The following is a 21,697-nucleotide window of genomic DNA, read 5'->3' on the forward strand; positions in this document are numbered from 1 at the left end:
CAGGTGGCAGGTGGCAGGTGGCAGGTGGCAGGTGGCAGGTGGCAGGTGGCAGGTGGCAGGTGGCAGGTGGCAGGTGGCAGGTGGCAGGTGGCAGGTGGCAGGTGGCAGGTGGCAGGTGGCAGGTGGCAGGTGGCAGGATAATAGTTTGTTATTCAATCATTTCTACATTTAACCTGATGCCTAAAAAACAGACAAACAGTGGTGGATAGCTGGATTGCATCCGCAAGTTACTTTATAATCCCGCGCCACAGGCCCCTTAGCTCAGTGGTTAGAGCAGGCGACTCATAATCGCTTGGTCGCTGGTTCAAGTCCAGCAGGGGCCACCAGATTTAATGATGTAAATCATGCAGTTAAGCCACTTCGCAAGGAGTGGCTTTTTTGTTTGTGGTAGCCAGTGTCGCAAAAGTGTCGCATGACTTTTTTGGCCCTTCTGAACGCAGGTACAAAAAAACCCGCTTTCGCGGGCTGTCAGTGAAGCAATGATGGCTGTCTGTCGTTGTGTGTAAAAATTGGCACCTTGTTAGTCTGGCCCGGCGAGACGATCATCCCCGCTATGCTTTCGTGCGTTTTGAAGGTACAGCTGCAGTTAATGTTCTGGCACTGGTGATAACGTTCTTTTGTCTCGCGTGAGATATAGCGGCTGCTTTTGGCATGGGCAGCGGTCTGGCAAAGCGGGCAATGCATCATGGTAGCGTTCTCCTTGTGTACACTGCCTTAATAACTCAAACCTACAAAAATAACAATAAAATTCACTTAAGGTGAGTTTTAATTTTCTGATTCAGTTTCATACTCAACATCCAACAGCAACACCTCAAACTCCAGCGCTGTCGTATATCCGCTGCCGCTCAGGCTGTGCGTTACCTTGCTGATTAGCCACGGCTGCGCGTCGATCACTGCCTTAAACCCGCTGACTTTTACCGGCGTTTCCGGGAAGAGATCCGCCCGCCCCATTGCAAGCGTCAGCGAGAACTCAGCAACGCCACGCTGCAGCTTGTCCCATTTGGCCTTTGCGGCCCGCATCGCAGCGGCTTTGGTTGCGTAAACCGTAGTCAGCGCAAACACGTTATCTTCCGTGCCGGCCAGATAGTCGCCCTCCTTTGCCTCCGGCGTTTTGGCTGCTGTGGCCTTTTTCTTTTTCGCCGCCGGGTGCTCCAGCGCGCGCAGGTGCTGCTCTTTCGGCTTGCGCTTCACCTTTACCTTTTTCGGCTTCGGGTCTTTGGTGTGCAGCCAGCTGGCCGATACGCCGGTATATGCGCCACGGTCGGCAATGCTGAAGCTGTGCCGGTCGCCGTCCTGCCGGGTAAGGGTCAGCTGCGGAATGGGCTTGCCGCTGACCGTGACGCCGCTGCCCGGCCGCAGAAACAGCAGCTTTCCGGCTTTTACCGCCGCCACCGCGCCATACAGCGTGGCAAGCCGCGTCAGGAATGCCGCATCGGTTTCCTGCGTCTGGTCAATATGGCTCACTGCCTGCGCGGCGAAGCCGTCGGCCAGCACGGGGCTTAGCTTGTTGCGCTCCGCTATCTGCTTCACGACCTCGCCCAGGGTGGTATTGTGATACGACACCTCACGCCGGGAATTCAGCGAGCCGCGAAAGTCCGCGCTGCGCGCCCGAATCGTCATGGTATCTGGCGCGCCGTGGTGCTCCACCTCATCCACCGTAAACTCGCCTTTGCGGACCAGCGCCTGCCCCTTCCAGCCGAGAAACAGCTTAATCACCGCGCCGCGCACCGGCATCGCCAGCAGCCCGTCAGCGTCGTCCAGCTCAAGGTCGAGCTGGTCGGCCTCAAAGCCACGGTTATCCGTCAGCGTCAGCGAGATAAGCCGGTCGCGGATATTGGCCGTTACGTCTTTGGAGTTCACCGACAGCATAAAGTCCGGGGCCATCTGCGCGCCCGCCTGTATTGCCATGCTGCTGATACTCATGACAGCAGCCCGCCCACGGTTGCGCTCACGCTGGCGGCGGCATTTTTTACCTGGCTGATTGCCGACGTGACCTGGCCCGGCAGGCTCCTCGCGCCGCTTATCAGCCCGTCGGCCTGCTTCTGCAGGTCGCCGAACATCGACGTCAGCGACTCGTCAACGCGCTTCAGGCTCAGCGTGAAGGTGATTTTCAGCGCGCTACCATTGCTTAAAAACTCGCTGTGCGAGGCGGAAAAGTTCTCCATCACATACATGCCGTAAATGGTGCCGTTACCGCCAATCAGCGGCCACGCCCGGCCCTCGTCGGCCAGCAGCTTAAAGCTCAGTAGTGAAACCGCACCACCGGTCACCTCCGGGCGTAGCTCGCCGGTTAGCGTGATTTTTTCATCGCCCACGCCGAGGAACTGCGCCGACGCCCGCTGCCCGACGCGGCTGTTTGTGGGCCAGCGGTAGTCGATATTCTGCTGCATGTCCGAATAGGGCAGCGTCTGGCGCATAAACGGTAGCAGCCCGTAAATCATCATCATGTTATTCCCATCCCATTTTGCTGCGCTGCTGCGCCTGGCGTTTGCGTTGCTCGCGGGCCTGATGCTCCGCCATCAGTGCCAGCGCGTCGTCTTTGGTCATGCCCGGATGCATGTGGATATCGTACTGATAGCTGTTCTGGCTCTGGTCGCTGTAGCCGCCCGCCGCCGGTGACGTTACCGGCTTATACGGTGTGCCGGTATCGGCCAGGCTCCACGGCAGGCCGTTCGGCGCGACCGGGTCATGCTTATCCTTTGGATTGCTCGGATCGCCTCCCGGCACCTTGTCTTTAAGGTCGTCGGATTTTGAGTCGATAAGGTGCAGCTTTTCCAGCATCCAGCTGATGCCGCTTGTAAGCTGGTCGAGCGCCTTGCCGGGTATCTTCAGCCCCTCGGCCAGCGCATTGCCGAACTTTTTACCCATATCCCCGGCGCTTTTCAGCTCCGCCTGCGTGGATTTCACCGGCTCCAGTAGCTTTTTAAACCAGTTCCATGCGGCCTTAATTTTTTCCATCAGCCAGTCAAAGACGGGCTTTAGCGGCGCAAAGGCGTCGCTTATTGGCCCTGCTGCAGCCTTAAAGCCCTCGGCCACGCCGCCTATAAATGCCTTGATGGGCTGCCAGTATTTACGGATAAGCAGCGCCCCGGCCACGATGGCGGCGACCACAAGCACGACCGGCAGCGTGATAGCGCCAAGCGCGGTGGTAATCGCGCCGCCTACCACGCTAAATACGGTGCCCAGCAGGCCCACGCCCGCAATAATGGCGTTTACCCCGGCCATGACCGGCCAGGCAATCAGGCCGATAGCGCCCAGCGCGCCCACAAAAATCAGGCCCGCCGTCGCGGCTTTCGCAATACCTCCGGCCAGCACCGGGTTTTTCTGGATCCAGCCGTCCACGTTCAGCAAAAATTCCGTGGTTTCTTTGGTCAGCGAACGCAGGGTTTTATCGAGGCCGTCAAAGAGATCGGTGCCAATAGCCTCTTTCGCCGACTGCAGCTCCTTTAAGTCGCCGCCGAGGTTATCCTGCTGCACGTTAACCAGCTTTGCCGTGCTGCCGTCCGATCCCTGAAAGGTTTTTGTCAGCTCGTCAAGCTGGCCGCTGGCAGCGGACTTCATCAGCGTGACCGCCGAAGACGCGGCTTCCTCGCCGAAAATGGTCTTCAGGTATTCCGCCTGCTGCGCCGTGCCGAGCTTGTTCTTTTCAAAGGATTTTTGCATCTCCTTCAGGATGGTGAAGAACGGCCGCATATTGCCCTTGCTGTCGGCGGTATTTACGCCCAGCTCTTTTATCGCCTTTCCCGCTTCGCCGGTTGGCGCCTGCACGCGCAGCAGCATGGCGCGCACGCCCGTCCCGGCCATGCTGCCGGTGGTGCCTTCTTTCGCCAGTGCGCCGATCATTGCCGTGGTCTGCTCCACGCTGACGCCCGCATTTTTGGCAACTGGCGCGATGTAGGTTAACGCGTCGTTCAGCCCGTCAAAATCCGCCGCCGTTTTGTTGAGCGTGTTGGAAATCACGTCGCCCAGGTGCGCGACCTGGCTGTTAGCCAGTCCGAAGGCATTCTTCGTGCTCATTAAGAGCTTTGCGCTTTCCTCCATCGTGCGGTTGTTCGCCAGCGACATATTCAGCGTTACCGGCGTGGCCGCCCTGATGTCGTCAACGCTTCCGCCCGATTTAGCGATAACGATCTGCGCCTGCGCGGCGTCGTTGGCCGAGGCCGCCGTGTTGTCGCCGATGCTGCGCGCCTGGGTGCGCAGCGACTGAAAGTCGGCGGAGTTTTTATCAAGGCCGAGCGTCGCCTGCAGCGTGGAATTGGCCAGCGCAAAGTCGTAGCCCGGACGCAGAACGGAAGAGGCCGCGACCGCGCCAACCGTGGCGGCACCAACACCGGCCGCGCCAACGTTGCGCATCTTCGCCGACATTTCCTGGCCCTTACGGTAGCGCTCGCCGGTCTGGTTCAGCCGCTCCTGCTGCTGACTCAGGCGCTGCAGCTCCATTTTCTGACGGCTCAGGGTGACGGTCGCCTGTGCGGCGGCGGTTTTCAGCCGCTGCTGCTCGTTGCCGAGGCTTTTGGTAGAGATACCTGCGGCGTTCAGCGCCTCGCGCTGCTGCTGCACCGACAGGCGCAGGCCGTTGGTTTTGGTCTGCAGCGCGCTGGCCGCCTGCCGGGCTTTCTCCAGCGCGCGGGCCTGCGCCGTGGTGGGCTTTTCAGTGTTTTTAAAGGCCACGGCCAACGCGGCCGCTTCGGCTTTGGCATCCTTCAGGCTCTGCTGCGTGACCGCAAGCTGACCGCTCGCCTTGCGAAAGCCGTCAATCTTTGCCGCCTGTGCGTTCAGCTCCTTCAGGCTGCTTTGCGTGTCGCGGATGCCGCCCGCCAGCGCTTTCGTCTGGTTCTGAATGGCTTTAAACGGGCGCGACGCCTGGTCTACCGCCTTCAGCAGCACCTGCAACTTGAGGTTATTCATCGGTCTTTACTCCGCTGCGCACGACAGCCTTGTGCCGCCAGTCGATAAGCTCGCCCAGCGGCATGTCGTACATTTCAGACGGCGGCCAGTGAAACACGGTAGCTATGTCCGCCATCAGCTCGTTAACGGTCAGCGCTTTGGGCCAGCTTACTCGTCCGACTTCGGCGACAAAAAACCGATCACCTTACCGGCCAGCGCAATCAGGTCAGCCGGATCGAGGTTCAGGCATTCCGCCTTTGTCAGCGTCGGCAGCGTGATGCGCGGCAGCACGGTAATCAGCGCGTCCACGTCCGAGCCTGCAAGGTCGGCAAGACGGGTGCCGCGCAGCGCGCCGGAGTTGGGTTTAATCACCTCAACGGTACTGATTGCCTGCTCGCCGCGCATAACCGGGGTTTCCAGGGTGACGATATTTTCTTTGTTTTCCATGACTGCTCTCTCTGTAAAAGGGGATAAGGCCAGCGCCGGGCGCTGGCTCAGGGGTTAAACGAGGCCGATATTTTTACGACGCTGCTCCAGACGGTCGGTGCCGTTGACCTTTTCCACCATGTTGATGGTGTCGATTTCAATCAGCTCCTTGCCGTTAAAGGTCATTTTGTAATAGGTGCATTTGGTGGTGATTTTGGTTTCGGTATCCTCGCCCTGTTTGGCCTCGCCAAAATCAAACGCCTGATGCTTGCCGCGCACCTCAATCTCCACCGGGATTTCCTCGCCGGTGTCGTCGCGCTGGTAAGAGCCGGTAAAGCGCAGCGGCACGGAAGTTGCGCCCCACTGCGTCAGCACCAGCTCGTCAATACCACCGATGCTCCATTCGATATCCAGCGCGTCGTCGTCCAGGCCCATATCAATATGCGCCGCGCCGCTCATGCCGCCGCCCCGGAATGGGTCGAGCTTGCGGCTCAGCTTCGGCAGCGTGACGCTGGTCACGACGCCCTGATAGCTGTTTGAGTCGTTAAAGAGGTTCATCCCCTTGAGTTTTCGTGGCAGTGCCATTTTTCAGTCCTCAGCTGTTAACGGACGCGGCGAAGTTCGCCAGATAAGAGTCGGTGATACGCTGGCGCAGGGTTAAATCTTCCAGCGGTGGCACCGGCGTGTAGTCGTAGTCAATCGACAGCTTGCCCGCCTTCAGCGTGTCCTTGTCGTTGGCCGCCTCGTCATACCAGCACGACGCGCCCAGCAGATAACCGGCGTTGACCAGCTCGCGGAATTTGGCATTGATGCCCGCGATAATCTCGCGCACCAGTACCGGCGTCAGCGGCTTGTCGTTGGCCCACATATGCGCCTCGGCCATCGTGTCGGCCAGTACCTGCGCAGTGCGGGTGTAGTTCTCAAACGCGAACAGCGGATCGTCGCTGCAGGTGCGGTTGCCCCAGAAGCGAAAGCCGTCCTTGCGGATAAGGGTGGTCACGCAGGCTTCGTTAAGCAGGTCGGCGTCGGTGCCGGTCTGCTGTAAGTCCCAGAAGACGCCCGCCGAAATACCGGTGACGCCGTTCACGCCGACGTTAGAAAGCGTCTTGTGCCAGCCGGTATCGTTGTCGATTTTGGCGCGCAGGCCCAGCGCGCGGGCGGTGGCGTAGGCGGTTTCGGACGCGTTGGCCGTGGTGTTCCAGGCAATGAAATCCGGCCAGATAACCATGATTTCGCGCTGACTGAAGTTCTCTCGGTACTTCATGGCGTCGGAAACGGTTTTACAGTTCCACGCCGAGACGTAGCAGAAGGCGCGCAGCTGCTGCGCGATGCTGGCAAGCGCGGTCGCTACCTCCAGCGAATCGAGGCCCGGCACGCCGAGAATACGTGGCTTGACGTCGAGCTGGGTCTGCGCGCTTAACAGCGCCTTCATGCCGGTATACTGGCCGTTTTCGTCGGTGGTGCCGATGATATTGGAGATGGTTTCCGCTTCGGTCGCGCCTTCAGCCACGCGCACTACTACCGTTACCGGTTTAGACTGGTCGGCAATCGCCTGCAGGGACGCGGCCAGCGTGCCTTTTTTACCGGCTTTCGCAATACCGGCCTGCACGTTGGTTAACAGTACCGGTGTGTTCAGCGGGAAAGCGGTCGCGTCGGCGTCGTCGGCGGTACAGACCAGCCCGACAATCGCCGTGGAGACGGTGGAAATGGTGCGCGTGCCGTCGTTGATTTCGACGACGCGGACACCGTGATGATAATCAGACATCTGATGCACTCCGTGTAATAGGTGCGCTCAGATTGTCAGGTCAGGCGGGGCAGTGCATGCGATTGGGGTTTGCTGAAGGATCAGCGGACAGAAGATGACTCCAGCCAGTTGATATCTGTTTTGCTAAAGATTTTAACGTCTCTTACAAATGGCCTATGTTACAACTATCAGTAAAGCCAACGCCCCGCTTCAGCAGATTCAATCAGCATATGAACTGTTAATGGCTCGGGCTGATTATCATCACTGCGCATAAATTTTGGCAAAATGGCGTTGGGTAAAAACCGAACGCCCTCATTAGGGAAATATTTCCTGAAGTCAAAATTTTTCATATCGACTTGAAGCGAAGAAGCATACTCTTCAATAAAATCACTGGCCTCTTCAGGCAACACGCTTTTCTTACCTGTACTCAGGGAAGCATCATCGGACATCGCCCAAAAATATTTAGCAATCAGGTTGCGTACAGCTTCAGCTTTATTCATACCGTCGTTACCCTCTTACCCCTGTTATTAATTTATATCGGTGAATAACATTCCGGGTAATAATAGAGAGATCGTAAGCCGTTATCGCAGCTCCAATCCACGGAACCCAACGCCCGACATAAGCTCCGACACTTGTCGTATAGGCCCATTCACCACGTAACATTTTCTTCCAGGTAATTGTTCGCCGTGGCTTCTTAAATCTCTGACGAATATACATCCGGCTCATCATTGAAAGGGGGCTTGTTCCCCTAGTCGCTTTTTCGGCGTCCAATTTTCCTCTGACAGGGATAACAGGAAAACTTGATAATATTGAGGCGACAGCCACAATATCTGTGATTTCACTAAATCTTTTTCTGAATTCATCAAGTATTAACCAGAGCAAAAGTTCATCGCCATCAACGCTCATTCCATCGAAGAAATATTTTCCATTCAGCTGCTCTACCGTATCCATACCTTTCCTCTTTATTCTCAATAAACAAGATATCCTAACGCCTGCTTTTTACTCAGTCCATACTAAAACAAAACTTTATAATTCTTCGTGCATGGTTTCCCAAAATGACAAACATAAACGGGTTTGATCACGCAGGCTCTTCCGGCCAGACAATATCCGGTGCGGCGGTATCAACGGCCTGCACGGCCTGCACGTACTTCATCCACGCGGTAAGCGATGCCTTATCCGCATCCGTGATAATGTCGAGCCTCAGCTGCGTCTGCCATGCCTGCGTCGTAGTATTGGCTTCACTGATGCGCGCTGCCTTTTCCGCTTCGGCTTCGCTCACCGCTGCAGCCTGCTGCGCGTCACTGTCCGTTACCCATTTTTCGCCATCCCACTTATCAAACGCGGTTGCCGGTGCCTGCGTGGTGATGCCTGCCGGGTAATCACCCGGCGCAGTGATTGCTGTCGCCGAGCCGTCCGCCGTGAAATAAACTGTTTCGCCCCGGTGATCGGCCACGGTCTGCCAGCCGCCGTCCCGGTAAACTGCTACAAAACCCGACTCTGCAGAAGGCGGCGCGCTGCTGCAGGCGCACGCCGGGACGCCCACGCCCTGCGGTAAATATTCATCCGTTGCGCCGGTAAACTCGCCGGACAGGCTGTCGTAGTTATAAACCTTCAGCGTGCCGGACGCTTTCGCCAGGCCGCTTTTATCCAGGGTAATCGTTGCCATTATGCGGCCCTCACGATGTAGTTAAATGCAATGTTTCGCGGACGTACTGAAATCCACTGGCTGCTTGCCACGCTTCCGCTCTGCTTCTGCTCGGCAACCATGCTGTTATCACTCAAAACCGTCCCCAGCGCGCCATTTGCCGGTGCCTGCGCATCGGCAGGCTGCGAGATGGTTACAGAGTCGGCCTTACTGAAGGCCGTGCCGACCGTGGCGTTTGTAGTGGTGCTGTCAGCGCCGTAATAGTCCAGCGCCGCCGTGCGGATGCTGGTTGCGCCCTGCGCGGTGCCAATCCCGCGCCCGTTATCCACGCCGCGCCCGTCGTCCCAGCCACGAATAAACTCGCCGCGCAGGTCGGGCAGTTTCAGCGACGGATAGACCTTCGCCAGCAGCGGATAGGTCGTGGCACTGAACGATGCGCCGTTGCACTTCAGCCAGCCGTCCGGTGCGGTTGCCGCCGGGTAAGGTAGCGGCACGCCAACTGGCACCGCCGAACCGTCGCCCAGCGCTAAAGCCTCAAGTGCTTCCGTTACCAGTCCGGCCTCTTTGATTTCACTCAATGCGTTAGCCGTTTGCAGGTACTGGCTGTGCGGATTGGCGGCGGCAACGTGCGCGGCCAGTGCCTTGTCAGCGTAAGCCTTCACCTCAATCACCGCGTTGCCCACATACTGCCGCGTTGCCAGCACCACGGACGGGTCGATTTTCAGCGTCACCGCGCTTGTACTGTTGACGATTAAAATCATGCGCACGGTCTGCGTGCGGCCGCTGCCCTCGGCGAGCTGCGGCTTGTAGGTCTCCGCGCAGTTGGCAACCGCAATCAGCACGCCGTCGGCGTCAAACAGCCCGATTTCGCGTATCCAGAAACCGCCCTCGCTTTCGGGGATAATCTGCTCGGCAATAATCTGGCTGCTGTTGGCCGCGTCAATGGTCAGCGCGTTCAGCGAGGCCCGGCGCTTTTCGCCGATAAGCTTTGTCTGCGCCGCATCGGGCGTGGGCAGCGTGCCGCCGCCGTCGCCCACGGCCATTTCGGTAATCTGCAGCTTTGTGCCGAGCGTCGCAGCGTTCGCCAGCTTTGCCGCGCCCTGGCTGGTCAGCAGGGCAAAATATTTCGTGGTCATGTGCTCACCTCCGTCAGGTCAATAAGATGCACCGCCGCGCCGGAATAAACCGGCCCGCCGACGCTGATAAGTTCAGGGGTATAGGGGTAAACCGTCAGCTCGTCGCCGCTGTAGCAGGCGGCACCAACCGGCAGTGCGCCGCTGGCGTCGAGGTTAATCGACAGCCCGATAAGGTGGCGGCTGCACGGCTTCGCGTCGGCAATCAGGCGCTCCAGCTCGTTATACATTTCTTCGGTAATGCCGGTATCCAGCACACCCACATCGAGGCGAAACGTGCCCGGCTCGCCGCCGGTTTTCCACCATTCAACGATGCGGATCAGGTAGCCGAGCGGCTCCACCACGCGCCGGATCGAGCCGAGCGTGCCTTTATGCTTATGCACGTACTGCGAGGCCGACACCACGGCGCGCTTTGTGGACTCGCTCCAGCCGGTATCCCACCGGTCAACCGACCACGCCCAGGCGAGATACGGCAGCAGCTCCACCGGGCAGGTTTGCGGGTTCCATAACCGGCGCAGCGGTGCCGGGATGGCTTCAATCGTGGCGCAGGCTTCGGCGGCGGCCACCTCCAGCGCCGACGAGCTCGACGGCAGCAGGCGATCACTCATCCGCCCCCCCGACCGTAATGCCGTAGCCGGTGCAGTAGGCGGCCTGCGTTTTATCCAGCACCACGTCGGCGGCGGGCTGCGCCAGCTCCACGCGCTGCACGCCTTCAACGTGAAGCGCAGCGTATAAAGCCGATTTGCGGATATCCCGGCCGAGACGGGCCTGCGCGCTGACAAAGGCGGCAAGCTTTTCCTCGGCGGCTGTGCGTATCGGTTCAGCTTCCGGCCCCGGATAGAGGTACAACACGGCTTCAACGGCGTAATCCACAATCGCCGCCGACTGCACCGTTACCCGGTCGGCCACCGGGCGCACGTCCTCATCGTTTAAGGCGGCATCCACCACGGCCAGCAGGTCGTCGGCCGCCTCGCCGTTGCCCTCGCGCGACAGCACGGTGATGGTGACGCAGGCGGGCGACGGGCTGATGGCGGATGCATCGGCCACACGACCGTCGGCGCTTTTTGCGTGGTACTCATACGCGCCGGACGGCCCGGCCACGCTCAGCCCCTCAAAGGCAGCGGCGATGCGCACGCGGTAATCGTCGTCGCTTTCCATCACGGCGGCAGTCGGCGGGGTTGTGGTATCGTCGGCAGCCGTCAGCGTCAGGCGGGTAACGCCGTTGTTTGCGCCGAGCTGGTCTAAATCATCCGCCAGGGCATAGGCCACCATGACGGCCTTTGCCGCCTCGTTGACGCGCTGGCGCAGGATAACCTCGCGGTATGCGTTTTCCTGCAGCAGCTTCACTACCGGCTCGGACTCCAGCGCCAGCGTGCGCGCAACAGCGTCCTGCTGCTCCGCCGGATACAGCGATACCAGCGTGGCCTTGCGCTCATTGAGTAAGGTTTCATAGTCCAGCGCTTCCACCACGTCGGGCGCGGGTAGCTGGCTCAGGTCGATAGTTGCCATATCAGCTCACGGGAACGGTTAGGGAAAAATCCTGCGCGGTGTCGGTGCGGCTGCCAGTGATTTCTACCACCATGCCGCCGTCGAACGCGGATTCGTAGGAAATGCCGGTCAGCCTGATGCGCGGCTCCCATTGCAAAATCGCCATATAGCAGGCCGACATAATCTGCAGGCGCAGCACCTCGTTTTGCGGCTGGTCAATCAGCGCGGATAGCAGCGAGCCGTAGCTGCGGCGCATCACGCGGGAACCGACCGGCGTTAAAAGAATGTCGCGCACGGACTGGCGAATATGGTCAAGGTCGGTCAGCGACCCGCCGGTGTCGCGGCTCATGCCGGAATATCTCACGGTCATTACTGCGGCCCTCCCGATGTGTCGCTGCCGGACTTCACGCCGCCGTGTTTGTGGGAATGCACGACCACGCCGTTAGAGGTAAAGCTGCCGCCGCTGTGCTGAACGTCGCCTTTCATCGTGCCGCCGCCGGTCACTTCCAGCGTGGCGGCTTTCAGCAGCGCCGAGCATTCCACTTCGGGCGAGTCCAGCATGATTTTGACGGCGGCCTGTATGGTTGCGGTCTGTATGCCGGTTGCCTTCAGCGCGCCGCTGGAAGGCTCGTACTCAATCATCGCGCCGTCGGGAAACGACCAGTGCAGCGCGTCAGCGGATGCCGACGGTGCCGGGTTGTCGTCAGAGAACACGCCCGGCAAAATAAAGCCGGTGTCCAGCTCGCCGCCCAGGCACAGGACAAGCACCTGCTCGCCGACCGACGGCGCATTCCATGAACGGGTACGACCGGCACGGGCGGTCAGCCAGTGCAGCCAGTTGGTTGTGTTATTACCGGTATCAACGCGGCACAGCCCGTCGTCGAGATTGACGGCGGACACGGTGCCGATGCGGATCAGGTTGCGCAACAGGCGCAGGATTTCTGGGGTTTGTGAGTTCATATAAGAAGAGTGCCAGTTAATTTAAGCGTACTCAAAAATGGAGTGTTCATTGAAGGTTAGGCAAACAGAACCACTAGTTCCTTGGCACCGCTTATCTAACAATTTTTGAAAACAAAATAGTCATCAGCAAAGAGCCATCAAATCTAACTTAAGCAGTGATAACTTAGGCTCTTAACATGTGAGTTATCTCAGCTTGAACTCACCTTAACTATATGATAATTAATGCATTAACCTCAATTATCCGGTTAGAGGGCTTAGCTTCTAACAATTAATGAACACTTCATTTACAAAAGCACTCCTGCTATGATTGTCAGAAAAGGAAAAATGAGGTTTTTTTGATGAAATATCCTGATTACCTATCGTCTGCCAAAAGGCATAATCATGCATGCAGAGTATTGAATGAAAAAATAGAAATAATAATTGATAATGAGTTAGATACAGACGATTATAAGTTCTTAGTTGGTTCATTATATTATTTAACTGGCTACATTATAGAGTGCTCATTAAAATTTAAAATATTTGAACTTAGCAATTTCGGTAAAGAATTTGAGGTCAATGATACTGAGTGCAATAAGGTAGGAATAAATTATAGAAAACAAATAAAAACACATGATTTCTCTAAACTTCAAAATAGCCTAGATTCGCTGATAGGGGATATGAATCATCTAAGCGATGACGAGGAAATAAATGCATTACTAAGAAGCTGGTCTCCTGAAGTTCGGTACTCCAATATTGCTTTTGATTATAGCAAGGTAAAAGAGCTTTACAAACACACAAATAAATTCCTCAAAAAAATGTAGGTTGATAATGTTAAAATCAGTTGATTTCATAAAAAGACTACATAATGATTTAGTAGAGAATATTAATAAAAAAACCATTAAAAACTTTTACATTGAACTAAGAATAAACCAAGTTGTTGAAGTGTACATTGTTAGTGATGATGTAAAAAGCATTGATGAAATTTACTTTAGTGAAATTGATATTAATGAATTTAATAATAAAAAAATCGAATTATCATTTTTAAGCTTAAAAGCTTCGAAAGATGATGACCACTCCCATCATTTTGAAGGAGAAAGAATATCAATTGGTTTAAGGCGCTCGCTAACTGCGCTTCTTGATATGAAGAACGGCAATGTTCTAAGAAGAGGAAATGTCGTCACATTTTTTAGTTATAAAGGTGGGGTGGGAAGAACTACCTCGCTAGCTTTAACAGCAACCTATTTATCTCGGCAGGGTAAAAAAGTCTTTGTCATTGATTGCGATTTTGAAGCGCCTGGATTAATAAATTTCTTTAACACTTCCCAAGCTGCTATTAATAAGAGCGGCTTAGTAGAGTATCTCAATGATAAAGAGTATACTCAAGATTGTAACATTGAAGATTATATATATAATATAGAAAAAAATTACTCGGGAAGCGGCGTTATAAATATGCTACCTGCAGGTAATATATTACATAATAGCGAGGATTTAACTAGTTACTTAGAAGGACTTGCAAAGATAGACTTGCAAAGCTCAAAGTTAACTAGCGTATTAAATGGCTTATTGGATGACATTAATGAAAAATATAGTCCTGACGTAATATTAATTGACTCCAGAACAGGGTTTAATAATATATTTGGTTGCCTGTGTCAATTATCCAGCACTGTTGTTGTTTTGGCGGGGGATGATGCACAAAACCAGCCTGGTATCGAGTATGTAACTAAAACATTAAACGAAAATAACGTTAATTCTTGCTTTATCCTTTCTATATTGAGCAGTAATTTCAGTCGCCGATACAACAACTTTTCTAATCAGATAAAAGGTTTATCATCATTTGATGCTGAGGTATTCTATTTTGACAGGCAAAACACATTAGAATTTATAGGTACTTCATTAGAAGATAGTGACGATTTAGATGATTTTATAAGTGGTGAAAACGGTTCGATTCAATATCAAAAATTCTTTAAATATATTTATGATGTAACTTCTTACCCAACTCAATCACTTAAAGAAAAAAGTGCACTAGACAATCAAACTAAAGAAGATGATGCACCCTTACTCTCGGATGAGGAAATAGAAATAAATGAAACACAAAATAGTATAAAAAGTATTTCTTTGCAGGATGAAATATTAAATAATGTGAAGGATAAATTGCCTAACCTCTATGCAGAAAACATAGAATATTCTGATGAATATATAAATAGATACTTTTACTTTCGCCCTTGCATGGAAGATTTATTTATACCCGAAAAAAACATTCTCCTTGGGGATAAAGGGACAGGGAAAACCGCATTTTATAAAGCCCTTCAAATAGATAGCTTTTTTAAAATGTTAACATCTAAAGCCCAAAGGGCTCACTTGGATTACCAAGTTTTAAATATCACAAATTTTGAGAAAGACAACTTTGAATTTATAGGCTTCGATAATTACATCAAGGATGAACTATTTATCAAGCGGTTTTGGATGTTTTACATTTGGAATGCCATCTGTGCCAGAGGCAATTATGCCGGAGAAAATAAAGAATTATTAATTAATCTCGGAAATTTCGGTGCGCAGGATAAGATCATAAACCTCATTAATGATCCTATCTCCTACGCAAAAATCGAAGAGGAATTAAGCGATATAAACAATAGGTTAAAGAGCGAGAGTAAAAGATTAGTCATAACATTTGACCAATTGGACAATATTGTAAAACCTTTCCTATGGAATGATGTTGTTTCACCATTGGTTAAAATTGCTATGCGATTTGCTTATGATAACATACATCCTAAATTATTCTTGCGACGCGACCTTTATGAACGGTTAGGTAATCTTACTAACAAGAGCTCTTTTAGTGCAAGAATAATAAACTTAGAGTGGTCTCAAGATGAGATATTTTCATACTTTCTAAAAATAGTTTTCAATTACTCCAAGGATAGTTTCTTTAAATTTCTGGGTAACTCACTGGCAAGTCCGGCACTCATATCGCAAATTAGAAGAAAATTAAAAACCAAAGATTTTGAGCATAATCAACTCCCTCTAGATAAATATTTAATTCAACCTGTGATCAATGTTTTCTTCGGAGATCCACGGGTAAAAAATAATGGTAGAGTAAGCACGGCTTATGAAGACCTGTATCGCAACATACAAAGCGCGGATAAAACTGTAAACTTACGTCCTTTTATTGATTTACTTACACATGCAATAAAGGTTCAAGATGAACAGGATATCGAAAAGAAATTTAGAAAAAACGCCGTGTTAGGGTTGGCTTATTGTACCAGCAGTCAAGTTAGGAAAAGTGCAGTTGTTAACTACTTAGAGGACTTATGGAATGAAAAAGGAAATGAGTTTGTTAAATATTTCTGCCTAGACATTTCCAATAACCAAGTCAATTCGGATTACAAAAGGAATGTATTAAATGAATACTCGTTTGATAAATTACTTGAGGAAGTAAAAACTAATCATAGTGAGGATGAAACTATAAGAAATGGAACTTTAGATGAATTCAAACAAGTTTTAATAGCTAATAAAATTATAACACCCTATATGGTTGGAAGTAAGACAAAGTATGGATTTGCTTACCTCTATACTAACTATCTAGGCATGTAAATACTAGCCAATATGAAAATAATGCTTTAAATTAATTTAAAGCATTATTTATCTAAAAACACCTTAGTAAATAAATTTAACCGCCCCCCACTCTAAAGATTAATGCTCATTTTTAATTACATATAAAGCGCTGGTTTTACTTCCAAATGAGGCAGCTAACATAATTATAAAGATTTAAGTAAACACGCCCTACGAAATCAAACTGATAAAAAATTACGAAAACTTATCATTCTTTAAAATTCTGTAAAATGATTTCATCTATGATAACCAAATCTTTTTCCAATAAACCGAATAGTGGCCGCACCTCATACCGCACTTCTTTCCCTCCACGGGCTGGCCGATCGCGCAGCCCGTAATGATGCACGCGGGCCATGCGCTGCACGTTCCCGGTAAACTCCACCACGGCGTCGTCGGCGGTGCCTTTGGCCTTCATGTATTTAGCCGTCCGCAACTTTGCGAACATCTCGCGCTTTATCCAGCCTTTCTTTTTGCGCGCCGGTGCCTTGCGCGGCTTAAACGACGTGCCGTCCGGCGCCTGCTGGCGCTTTATATTCTGCTGCTGCGTGGCACGCAGACGCTTTGCGATGGTGCGCGCCATCTCCCTGCGGGTAGTAGGCGACAGGTTGACGATTAGCGCGTTTAGCCTGGCGTCGAACGTCTCCAGCCCGTTCATGGCTGCCACTCGCTGACCAGCTCGCCGCCCGCGTAAAGCTGCGTTGGCCGGGCCACATTATCCGGCAGCGGATTTTCGCCCGCGTGGGTAACGTGCAGCGCGCCGCCTTCCTGTTTCACGATCACGCGCTCGGTCAGCTGCAGGTCAATGCTGATATCGCACAGCGTGTCGCTCAACACGTCCACCTTAAAGGTAAAGCCGGTGCGGCGCTTTTCTTCCGTCGCCATTATGTCCGGCTGGTTCTCGCGCAGCCACGCCAGCAGCGGCACCATCAGCAGGTCGATATCGTCGCCGTAGTCGGTTATCACAAGATTAAGCTGATACTGGTACTCAAACGACAGCGAGCTGGCGAGCGTCGAGGCGATGCGCCCGCCGTCGATAAACATATTCAGCCCGTCAGGATTTCGCTGCAGCAGCGGCACGCTGTCGGTCAGCGCCTGCCGTAGCTGTTTCGGCTTCTCCATCGTGCTGCTCCTGGCATTCTTTGATGATTTCAACCTGCAGCCCGCACGACGCAAGCGCAGCCTCTAACTGGCGGTTATCCGCCGCCAGGTCGCCCTGTGTCTGCAGGCTGTTTCCCGGCAGCGGGCAGCTTGTCACGCGCGGACAGCCAGTCCAGATAATCGCGGGCGTTGCGGAATGCGGGCCGCGCGTGCAGCCGGATAACGTCAGCAGGCAGAGCAGCAGCAGACCAGTCGCGTAAAATCGGATTGGCATCGGTTTCCCTCTGTATGGTCATTTCACGGTTAAGGGCCGCAGTACCGGCGCGGCCCTGCAGCAGGCGCAGCGCGGCCTCGCGTTTCTGGCCCGCTTTTGCCTCGTCGTTCAGGCGGGTAATCGCCTTATCTCGGCTTTCGATCCCGACGGACAGCGTGCCGATAATGCGCTGCGCGTCTGTAAGGTGGCCGTTTACCGTATTCAGACGCCAGCCGGTCAGGCCCAGCGCCACGAGCGCCACGGCCAGCAGTGCCGTTAACAGGCGGATCATAACGCCCCCTTTAAACACCATGTTTTTTCCCGCTGGCGGCGGTTTTCCAGCCCGACATTGCTCACGCCGTTCACGTATACCCAGCGGTCGAGCTGGCCGCACGCCTGCCGCCACTGCTGGCGCTTAAGGTAGCCAACCAGCGTTGACCCACAGGCCGCGCCAGTGCCGACGTTAAAGGAGAAGCTCACCAGCGCATCGTAAACGGATTGAGGCATCTCGACCGGCACGCAGACGGCAAGCTGACGTTCAACGCGCATCACGTCATACACCAGATTAACGGCGGCCTGCCGTTCGCTGACCCGACTTTGCGGCGTGACGCCTGCGGTGTGGCCGATGCCGTTAGTCCAGACTCCGGCGCTGCACCGGTACGGCGAGGTGCGGCAGCCCTCCGCATCGGCAATCAGCCGTAATCCGCCGTCGGATATCTTCAGGGCTTTGTACTGCGGCAACAGCGTTGCAATTGCCAGCACGGCGATCACGGCGCAGTGTTTAGCGGCCTTCATGGTTTACCCCCTGTCGCTGTAGCTCATAGGTCTTGCGGCGGTAGTGCCAGTTGATAAAAAACGTGGCGACGTTAATCACCAGCGTCACCACGGCGACGCCGGAGCCGACCATAAAGGCGATATCCTGCGGGGTGTGGCGGCCGAACCACATCAGCACCAGGCCAATCAGGTAGTTAACCAGCGAATTGATTTTCTCCATCTTTTTCAGTCCCACAGGTTGATGGTTTCATCCGCAGCGGCGTCGGGCAGATCGGGCAGCGTCACTTCGCAGCCGTGCATCAGCACCGGCCCGCTTTCGGCCAGCCCCGGATTAGCGGCATAGACCAGTTCGACGGCCTGCGCCGTGCGTCCGTAGTACCGCCAGCAAATCTGGTCTACGGTGTCGCCCTGCTGCGCATAAATAATCACAGCAGGCTCACGATGCAGCCGGAACGCCCGGCAATGCGGCTGATACTGAAGCGCGCGTCGCGCCAGTACTCGTCCGCACTCGCCTCCACCTCGGCACCTTTTTTGCCGCTGGCGTCATAGCCGCGATAGCGCTCCACGATGGCGGCGCCGGTCAGCGCGCTGACGGCAGCGAAGTAGTGCGCGGCCTTTTCGCTTTCGCCGTCGAAGGTTTCCGCCGGAACGTCGGAAAGCTGGTTAAAGCCCGCCGCCATCTGTTCGGCGCGCCAGTCGTACAGCTCGGCATTCACTTCGGAGATGGCCGTTTTTACCGCAAGGCGCAGGCGCTGCGCGGTCACGGTGCCTTCGTAGCGCAGCGTGTTGCGCAGCTGCTGCAGGTTCACGTCAGGCCAGAAAAAGGTGTTCTTTACCGGCGGCTCGGCATCGTCTGCCGGTCGCGGGGCGGGTATCACAATCGTGTTCATAGTCGGCCTTAAAATAGGTGGGCGGTGGAGAGTCGCGCAGGCATTAAAAATACGTTGCGACTCTGCCGCCCGGCGCGGGGCGCGTTCGGTCAGCGGCGGGTAAGGGCCTGCTTTTTCAGGTCAGTAGCCAGCCGCTCAATGTCTTTTTTGACGCCGCAGCCTTCATGCAGCTGCAGCGCTCTTTTTAAATGTTCCATCGCATCCAAAGCCCTGCCCGCATCGCGTAAGACGTACCCGGTTATCTTGTGCAGCTTTGCGCGCACCTGGTCGGGCATGTCTTCGGATTTCGTCAGCTCAAGCGTTGCCAGCAGCGGGGCAACATCAACCGCCTCGCCCAGCGTCCGGGCGCGGGTTGCCGCGTCGGCGACCTCTTCGGCCAGCAGGTAGGTGGTTGCGTCGCGCTTAAAGCCGGACGGCGGCACTAATCCGTGCTGAAGCGCGTAGCGGGCTATATCCAGCGCGCCCGGCACGTCGCCCGCATCCAGCCGCCAGATCATGACGGTCATCAGTACGGCGTCCTGCGTGCCGGTGCCTTTTGCCAGCACGCCCGCCACCCAGGGCAGATACTCAGGCAGCATCTGCCGCTTGAGTTCCGCCTTGCGTTCCTGCGAGCGCACTTTCTTCAGGCGGCGCTTGTCGTCGTTGAGCTTCAGCAGCATCAGCTCGTAGCCGTTGGCGTGGCGCAGCGGGTTGCTGGCCTGCTGTGAAGCCGCTTCCGCCTGCTGGCGCATAAGGTGACGTCGGGCAGGGCTTAACATGCGTTATGCCTCCGGCGTTGCCGCGTCAGTTTCAGTTTTCGCCGCGGCTACCGGCGCGTCGGACAGGGTGATTTTTTCAATCAGGCAGCCCGCCGCGTAATCCTCCACCACGTAGTCCTCGTTGATGGACTCGTAGTTTTCGATGCGGTCGCGCTTCGCCACCTCGTCGATCATGCGGCGGTGCGTGCCTTCCTGAAAATAAATCGACAGGTTGTCCAGGCGGGTGATCAGCATCGCGTCCGCCGGGAAGTACGGTACGCGCACGGCGGGCAGGTTGCCGATACGCTTCTGGCTCACAATCAGATCGCCCGCCAGCGCCTCGGTGTTGGCCTGCACCTGGTTAACCAGCGGGAAATACTTGTCGGCCAGCAACTGACGACCACAGACAACAACCAGCTCCGGGTCTTCCTGATACCACGGCTCGATCAGGGTGTTAGTTGCATCCATCACCACGGCGTCAAGGTTGGCGTAGGTGCGGCCTTTACCGATCAGCACGCCGTCGGTCACGGTGCCGTCTTCCGCCGTGGTTTTGTTCATCACGCGCTCCGGCGCGTCGTTGCGGTACTTCTGCAGCCAGCCAACCGCCACGTCCTGCAGCATCGGATTTTTGGCGCGGTTGGAGGTTTTGGCGCGCGACACGCCGTTAAAGCCGATCATGATGCGGTCGAGCGACTGGCGCTTGATGATGGCGTCACGCAGGCGGGCCTGAAAATCCTCATAGCGCGCCCACAGGTCGAGCGTGTTGTAGCGGATATGAAAGTCGTAGTTAACCTGCACGCACTCATAGCCGGTGCTGTCCAGCGCGGAGAAGTCGGCGGTTTCGCGCTCGTCGCCGCCCGCAGTGTCGGCGGTGCTGGCAATCGAGCCGGACACGCCGATCCCGATTTTCTCGCCCTTCATTTCGGACACCGGCACGATGTTAATGCGGGTCAAAAAGTCCGACGACTCCTGCACGCGGTTCATCAGCGTCTGCGTCACCGCTGGCTCAACGGTGAATTTCTTGTTCATGTCGCCGGTTTCGACGCCGTTCAGCTCGGCCAGGCGGGACATAAAGGCGTTAAATTTAAAGCGGGTGTTCTGGCGCATTTGCGCTCCTGTATTCGGTTAAGTTTTTAAATCAGCAGTCGGTCTGCACGCTGGCGGTGTTGTCGCCGCCGGTCGAGGCCGGGCGACGGGAAAAGCCCGCATCGGTTTTCGCAAGCTGCGCCTGCAGCGCGGTAAAGGCGGCGCGGTCTTCCCCGGCCTGCTGCTCCAGCGCGTCGAGCCGTTCGGTTAACGCGACTTCCAGCGCCGACAGGTTTTGCGCCTGCGTCTCGCCGTTCTGCTGTACCTGCTCGGCAACGGCAGTCACGGCCGCGCTGACGTCGGCAAACTGCAGATCGGCGCCTTTTTTCTTCGCGGAGAACATCGCGGTAACGCGGGCCAGCAGCGACGGCACCGGGTCGGCCTCTTCGGTGAATTCAATCAGCGTTTCTTCGGCGGCGGTAAACAGGTTGTCCTTGTGCTGCTTGCGGGACGCCAGCGGGTTCGCTGCGGCGCTGGCGCTGAAGCTCAGGATTTCGGTGCCGAGGCTCGCCGGATCGTCGGTCACGGCAAGGCCAATCAGGTACGCCTCTCCGGTGTCGGCAAACTTCGGATTGACCTCAATAGAGGTGTAGATTTTCTGGCGGGCTTTGGTCAGTTCGGCCAGCTCCGGCGTCGGGCTGATATCGCCGTACAGCGCCAGCTTGCCTTTCAGCGGGCCGTCCGCGATTTCTTCCGCGCTCAGGGCGGTGACGTCGCCATAGCGGCGAAACGGGCTGTCAGGGGTATAGCCCTTGATGTGTTCCATATTGATGCGCGCGCCGTACATTGCCGGGTCATAGTTCGCCGCCATCTGTGAAATCCAGTCGCGGGAAATCACGCGACCGTCGGTGGTTGCGCCTTCCACGGCGATACGAAAACGCTTTGCTTTGAGTGTTGCCATTAACAGGCTCCGGTTGTGGGTTCGTTCAGGTCGGGGTCAGTTTCACCGCCAAGGCGCATCCGCTCAACGAAAGCCAGCCCGCTCAGCGAC

28 protein-coding genes, 1 tRNA gene and 1 pseudogene are annotated in these 21,697 nt (G+C 55.0%); 3 read left to right on the forward strand and 27 right to left on the reverse strand.

The annotated features are described in order from the left end of the window. The first annotated feature begins 250 nt into the window (after window positions 1-250). Window positions 251-326 (forward strand) — tRNA-Ile (locus tag QZH36_RS11230). Between the two features lie 142 nt (window positions 327-468). Here the strand turns inward: QZH36_RS11230 and QZH36_RS11235 are convergent. From QZH36_RS11235 to QZH36_RS11310, 16 genes are all read right to left on the reverse strand, one after another. Next, a complete protein-coding gene (locus QZH36_RS11235) occupies window positions 469-687 on the reverse strand; it encodes an ogr/Delta-like zinc finger family protein (RefSeq protein WP_124234400.1) in 219 nt (72 codons plus the stop codon). Window positions 688-765: 78 nt separating this feature from the next. After that, the gene (locus QZH36_RS11240; RefSeq protein WP_301730231.1) at window positions 766-1,923 is read right to left on the reverse strand and encodes a phage late control D family tail protein; all 1,158 of its coding nucleotides are present in this window, start codon (window positions 1,921-1,923) and stop codon (window positions 766-768) included. After that, complete coding sequence (locus tag QZH36_RS11245) at window positions 1,920-2,447, reverse strand: phage tail protein (protein WP_301730233.1); 528 nt, start codon at window positions 2,445-2,447, stop codon at window positions 1,920-1,922. The genes QZH36_RS11240 and QZH36_RS11245 overlap by 4 nt, the downstream gene beginning before the upstream one ends. Before the next feature lies 1 nt (window position 2,448). Next, complete coding sequence (locus QZH36_RS11250) at window positions 2,449-4,908, reverse strand: phage tail tape measure protein (RefSeq protein WP_301730234.1); 2,460 nt, start codon at window positions 4,906-4,908, stop codon at window positions 2,449-2,451. Further along, window positions 4,901-5,023, reverse strand: coding sequence for a GpE family phage tail protein (locus tag QZH36_RS11255; protein ID WP_301730236.1), 123 nt, complete (start codon window positions 5,021-5,023; stop codon window positions 4,901-4,903). The genes QZH36_RS11250 and QZH36_RS11255 overlap by 8 nt, the downstream gene beginning before the upstream one ends. Before the next feature lie 32 nt (window positions 5,024-5,055). Continuing rightward, entirely contained in the window at window positions 5,056-5,334 is a 279-nt protein-coding gene (locus tag QZH36_RS11260) for a phage tail assembly protein (protein WP_301730237.1), read from the reverse strand. Window positions 5,335-5,388: 54 nt separating this feature from the next. Next, window positions 5,389-5,898: a phage major tail tube protein gene (locus QZH36_RS11265; RefSeq protein WP_301730238.1), complete on the reverse strand. Its 510-nt coding sequence runs from the start codon at window positions 5,896-5,898 to the stop codon at window positions 5,389-5,391. Between the two features lie 10 nt (window positions 5,899-5,908). Continuing rightward, window positions 5,909-7,078: a phage tail sheath protein gene (locus tag QZH36_RS11270; protein WP_301730239.1), complete on the reverse strand. Its 1,170-nt coding sequence runs from the start codon at window positions 7,076-7,078 to the stop codon at window positions 5,909-5,911. A gap of 167 nt (window positions 7,079-7,245) precedes the next feature. Next, entirely contained in the window at window positions 7,246-7,557 is a 312-nt protein-coding gene (locus QZH36_RS11275) for a DUF1493 family protein (RefSeq protein ID WP_301730240.1), read from the reverse strand. Between the two features lie 7 nt (window positions 7,558-7,564). Continuing rightward, the gene (locus QZH36_RS11280; protein ID WP_301730241.1) at window positions 7,565-8,008 is read right to left on the reverse strand and encodes an STM2901 family protein; all 444 of its coding nucleotides are present in this window, start codon (window positions 8,006-8,008) and stop codon (window positions 7,565-7,567) included. A gap of 127 nt (window positions 8,009-8,135) precedes the next feature. Next, window positions 8,136-8,723, reverse strand: a complete 588-nt coding sequence (locus QZH36_RS11285) for a tail fiber assembly protein (protein WP_301730242.1) — start codon at window positions 8,721-8,723, stop codon at window positions 8,136-8,138. Then, window positions 8,723-9,838: a phage tail-collar fiber domain-containing protein gene (locus QZH36_RS11290; protein WP_301730243.1), complete on the reverse strand. Its 1,116-nt coding sequence runs from the start codon at window positions 9,836-9,838 to the stop codon at window positions 8,723-8,725. Before QZH36_RS11290 ends, QZH36_RS11285 begins: the two co-directional genes overlap by 1 nt. Then, complete coding sequence (locus tag QZH36_RS11295; protein WP_301730245.1) at window positions 9,835-10,443, reverse strand: phage tail protein I; 609 nt, start codon at window positions 10,441-10,443, stop codon at window positions 9,835-9,837. The genes QZH36_RS11290 and QZH36_RS11295 overlap by 4 nt, the downstream gene beginning before the upstream one ends. Next, the gene (locus QZH36_RS11300; protein WP_301730246.1) at window positions 10,436-11,344 is read right to left on the reverse strand and encodes a baseplate assembly protein; all 909 of its coding nucleotides are present in this window, start codon (window positions 11,342-11,344) and stop codon (window positions 10,436-10,438) included. Before QZH36_RS11300 ends, QZH36_RS11295 begins: the two co-directional genes overlap by 8 nt. A gap of 1 nt (window position 11,345) precedes the next feature. After that, window positions 11,346-11,693, reverse strand: coding sequence for a GPW/gp25 family protein (locus tag QZH36_RS11305; RefSeq protein ID WP_301730248.1), 348 nt, complete (start codon window positions 11,691-11,693; stop codon window positions 11,346-11,348). Further along, the gene (locus tag QZH36_RS11310) at window positions 11,693-12,283 is read right to left on the reverse strand and encodes a phage baseplate assembly protein V (protein WP_301730250.1); all 591 of its coding nucleotides are present in this window, start codon (window positions 12,281-12,283) and stop codon (window positions 11,693-11,695) included. The genes QZH36_RS11305 and QZH36_RS11310 overlap by 1 nt, the downstream gene beginning before the upstream one ends. A gap of 338 nt (window positions 12,284-12,621) precedes the next feature. Here QZH36_RS11310 and QZH36_RS11315 point away from each other — a divergent pair, with 338 nt between their 5' ends. Then, on the forward strand, window positions 12,622-13,083 hold the full coding sequence (locus QZH36_RS11315; RefSeq protein ID WP_301730251.1) for a hypothetical protein: 462 nt from the start codon (window positions 12,622-12,624) through the stop codon (window positions 13,081-13,083). Window positions 13,084-13,090: 7 nt separating this feature from the next. Then, the gene (locus QZH36_RS11320) at window positions 13,091-15,850 is read left to right on the forward strand and encodes a tyrosine-protein kinase family protein (protein WP_301730252.1); all 2,760 of its coding nucleotides are present in this window, start codon (window positions 13,091-13,093) and stop codon (window positions 15,848-15,850) included. 226 nt (window positions 15,851-16,076) lie between these two features. Here QZH36_RS11320 and QZH36_RS11325 read toward each other — a convergent pair whose 3' ends face one another. The 11 genes and pseudogenes from QZH36_RS11325 to QZH36_RS11375 form a co-directional block, all read right to left on the reverse strand. Further along, window positions 16,077-16,523 carry a phage virion morphogenesis protein gene (locus QZH36_RS11325; protein ID WP_301730367.1) on the reverse strand — a complete coding sequence of 149 codons (447 nt, stop codon included), beginning with the start codon at window positions 16,521-16,523 and terminating at the stop codon, window positions 16,077-16,079. Continuing rightward, entirely contained in the window at window positions 16,520-16,987 is a 468-nt protein-coding gene (locus QZH36_RS11330; RefSeq protein WP_301730253.1) for a phage tail protein, read from the reverse strand. The genes QZH36_RS11325 and QZH36_RS11330 overlap by 4 nt, the downstream gene beginning before the upstream one ends. Then, entirely contained in the window at window positions 16,920-17,240 is a 321-nt protein-coding gene (gene lysC, locus QZH36_RS11335) for an Rz1-like lysis system protein LysC (RefSeq protein WP_301730254.1), read from the reverse strand. The genes QZH36_RS11330 and lysC overlap by 68 nt, the downstream gene beginning before the upstream one ends. After that, window positions 17,161-17,532, reverse strand: a pseudogene (locus QZH36_RS11340) (Rz-like lysis system protein LysB); the annotation flags it as partial. The pseudogene QZH36_RS11340 and the gene lysC, both read right to left, overlap by 80 nt. Beyond that, window positions 17,508-18,014, reverse strand: a complete 507-nt coding sequence (locus tag QZH36_RS11345; RefSeq protein ID WP_301730255.1) for a lysozyme — start codon at window positions 18,012-18,014, stop codon at window positions 17,508-17,510. The pseudogene QZH36_RS11340 and the gene QZH36_RS11345, both read right to left, overlap by 25 nt. Beyond that, window positions 18,001-18,213, reverse strand: a complete 213-nt coding sequence (locus QZH36_RS11350) for an HP1 family phage holin (protein ID WP_301730256.1) — start codon at window positions 18,211-18,213, stop codon at window positions 18,001-18,003. Before QZH36_RS11350 ends, QZH36_RS11345 begins: the two co-directional genes overlap by 14 nt. Before the next feature lie 5 nt (window positions 18,214-18,218). Next, window positions 18,219-18,422, reverse strand: a complete 204-nt coding sequence (locus tag QZH36_RS11355) for a tail protein X (RefSeq protein WP_301730257.1) — start codon at window positions 18,420-18,422, stop codon at window positions 18,219-18,221. Beyond that, complete coding sequence (locus QZH36_RS11360) at window positions 18,419-18,883, reverse strand: head completion/stabilization protein (protein WP_301730258.1); 465 nt, start codon at window positions 18,881-18,883, stop codon at window positions 18,419-18,421. The genes QZH36_RS11355 and QZH36_RS11360 overlap by 4 nt, the downstream gene beginning before the upstream one ends. 89 nt (window positions 18,884-18,972) lie before the next feature. After that, a complete protein-coding gene (locus QZH36_RS11365) occupies window positions 18,973-19,641 on the reverse strand; it encodes a phage terminase small subunit (protein ID WP_301730259.1) in 669 nt (222 codons plus the stop codon). A 3-nt stretch (window positions 19,642-19,644) separates the two neighbouring features. Next, window positions 19,645-20,727, reverse strand: coding sequence for a phage major capsid protein, P2 family (locus QZH36_RS11370; protein WP_301730260.1), 1,083 nt, complete (start codon window positions 20,725-20,727; stop codon window positions 19,645-19,647). Window positions 20,728-20,758: 31 nt separating this feature from the next. Further along, window positions 20,759-21,607 carry a GPO family capsid scaffolding protein gene (locus QZH36_RS11375; RefSeq protein WP_301730261.1) on the reverse strand — a complete coding sequence of 283 codons (849 nt, stop codon included), beginning with the start codon at window positions 21,605-21,607 and terminating at the stop codon, window positions 20,759-20,761. Between the last annotated feature and the right edge of the window lie 90 nt (window positions 21,608-21,697).

The sequence above is a fragment of the Erwinia wuhanensis genome (genome assembly GCF_030484085.1).
GTDB lineage: Bacteria > Pseudomonadota > Gammaproteobacteria > Enterobacterales > Enterobacteriaceae > Erwinia > Erwinia aeris.

Bases quoted from the DNA above. Each gene is read 5' to 3' on its own strand.
- QZH36_RS11235 (WP_124234400.1), bottom strand. From the start codon at position 687: ATGATGCATTGCCCGCTTTGCCAGACCGCTGCCCATGCCAAAAGCAGC.
- QZH36_RS11240 (WP_301730231.1), bottom strand. From the start codon at position 1,923: ATGAGTATCAGCAGCATGGCAATACAGGCGGGCGCGCAGATGGCCCCG.
- QZH36_RS11245 (WP_301730233.1), bottom strand. From the start codon at position 2,447: ATGATGATGATTTACGGGCTGCTACCGTTTATGCGCCAGACGCTGCCC.
- QZH36_RS11250 (WP_301730234.1), bottom strand. From the start codon at position 4,908: ATGAATAACCTCAAGTTGCAGGTGCTGCTGAAGGCGGTAGACCAGGCG.
- QZH36_RS11255 (WP_301730236.1), bottom strand. From the start codon at position 5,023: ATGGCGGACATAGCTACCGTGTTTCACTGGCCGCCGTCTGAAATGTAC.
- QZH36_RS11260 (WP_301730237.1), bottom strand. From the start codon at position 5,334: ATGGAAAACAAAGAAAATATCGTCACCCTGGAAACCCCGGTTATGCGC.
- QZH36_RS11265 (WP_301730238.1), bottom strand. From the start codon at position 5,898: ATGGCACTGCCACGAAAACTCAAGGGGATGAACCTCTTTAACGACTCA.
- QZH36_RS11270 (WP_301730239.1), bottom strand. From the start codon at position 7,078: ATGTCTGATTATCATCACGGTGTCCGCGTCGTCGAAATCAACGACGGC.
- QZH36_RS11275 (WP_301730240.1), bottom strand. From the start codon at position 7,557: ATGAATAAAGCTGAAGCTGTACGCAACCTGATTGCTAAATATTTTTGG.
- QZH36_RS11280 (WP_301730241.1), bottom strand. From the start codon at position 8,008: ATGGATACGGTAGAGCAGCTGAATGGAAAATATTTCTTCGATGGAATG.
- QZH36_RS11285 (WP_301730242.1), bottom strand. From the start codon at position 8,723: ATGGCAACGATTACCCTGGATAAAAGCGGCCTGGCGAAAGCGTCCGGC.
- QZH36_RS11290 (WP_301730243.1), bottom strand. From the start codon at position 9,838: ATGACCACGAAATATTTTGCCCTGCTGACCAGCCAGGGCGCGGCAAAG.
- QZH36_RS11295 (WP_301730245.1), bottom strand. From the start codon at position 10,443: ATGAGTGATCGCCTGCTGCCGTCGAGCTCGTCGGCGCTGGAGGTGGCC.
- QZH36_RS11300 (WP_301730246.1), bottom strand. From the start codon at position 11,344: ATGGCAACTATCGACCTGAGCCAGCTACCCGCGCCCGACGTGGTGGAA.
- QZH36_RS11305 (WP_301730248.1), bottom strand. From the start codon at position 11,693: ATGACCGTGAGATATTCCGGCATGAGCCGCGACACCGGCGGGTCGCTG.
- QZH36_RS11310 (WP_301730250.1), bottom strand. From the start codon at position 12,283: ATGAACTCACAAACCCCAGAAATCCTGCGCCTGTTGCGCAACCTGATC.
- QZH36_RS11315 (WP_301730251.1), top strand. From the start codon at position 12,622: ATGAAATATCCTGATTACCTATCGTCTGCCAAAAGGCATAATCATGCA.
- QZH36_RS11320 (WP_301730252.1), top strand. From the start codon at position 13,091: ATGTTAAAATCAGTTGATTTCATAAAAAGACTACATAATGATTTAGTA.
- QZH36_RS11325 (WP_301730367.1), bottom strand. From the start codon at position 16,523: ATGAACGGGCTGGAGACGTTCGACGCCAGGCTAAACGCGCTAATCGTC.
- QZH36_RS11330 (WP_301730253.1), bottom strand. From the start codon at position 16,987: ATGGAGAAGCCGAAACAGCTACGGCAGGCGCTGACCGACAGCGTGCCG.
- lysC (WP_301730254.1), bottom strand. From the start codon at position 17,240: ATGCCAATCCGATTTTACGCGACTGGTCTGCTGCTGCTCTGCCTGCTG.
- QZH36_RS11345 (WP_301730255.1), bottom strand. From the start codon at position 18,014: ATGAAGGCCGCTAAACACTGCGCCGTGATCGCCGTGCTGGCAATTGCA.
- QZH36_RS11350 (WP_301730256.1), bottom strand. From the start codon at position 18,213: ATGGAGAAAATCAATTCGCTGGTTAACTACCTGATTGGCCTGGTGCTG.
- QZH36_RS11360 (WP_301730258.1), bottom strand. From the start codon at position 18,883: ATGAACACGATTGTGATACCCGCCCCGCGACCGGCAGACGATGCCGAG.
- QZH36_RS11365 (WP_301730259.1), bottom strand. From the start codon at position 19,641: ATGTTAAGCCCTGCCCGACGTCACCTTATGCGCCAGCAGGCGGAAGCG.
- QZH36_RS11370 (WP_301730260.1), bottom strand. From the start codon at position 20,727: ATGCGCCAGAACACCCGCTTTAAATTTAACGCCTTTATGTCCCGCCTG.
- QZH36_RS11375 (WP_301730261.1), bottom strand. From the start codon at position 21,607: ATGGCAACACTCAAAGCAAAGCGTTTTCGTATCGCCGTGGAAGGCGCA.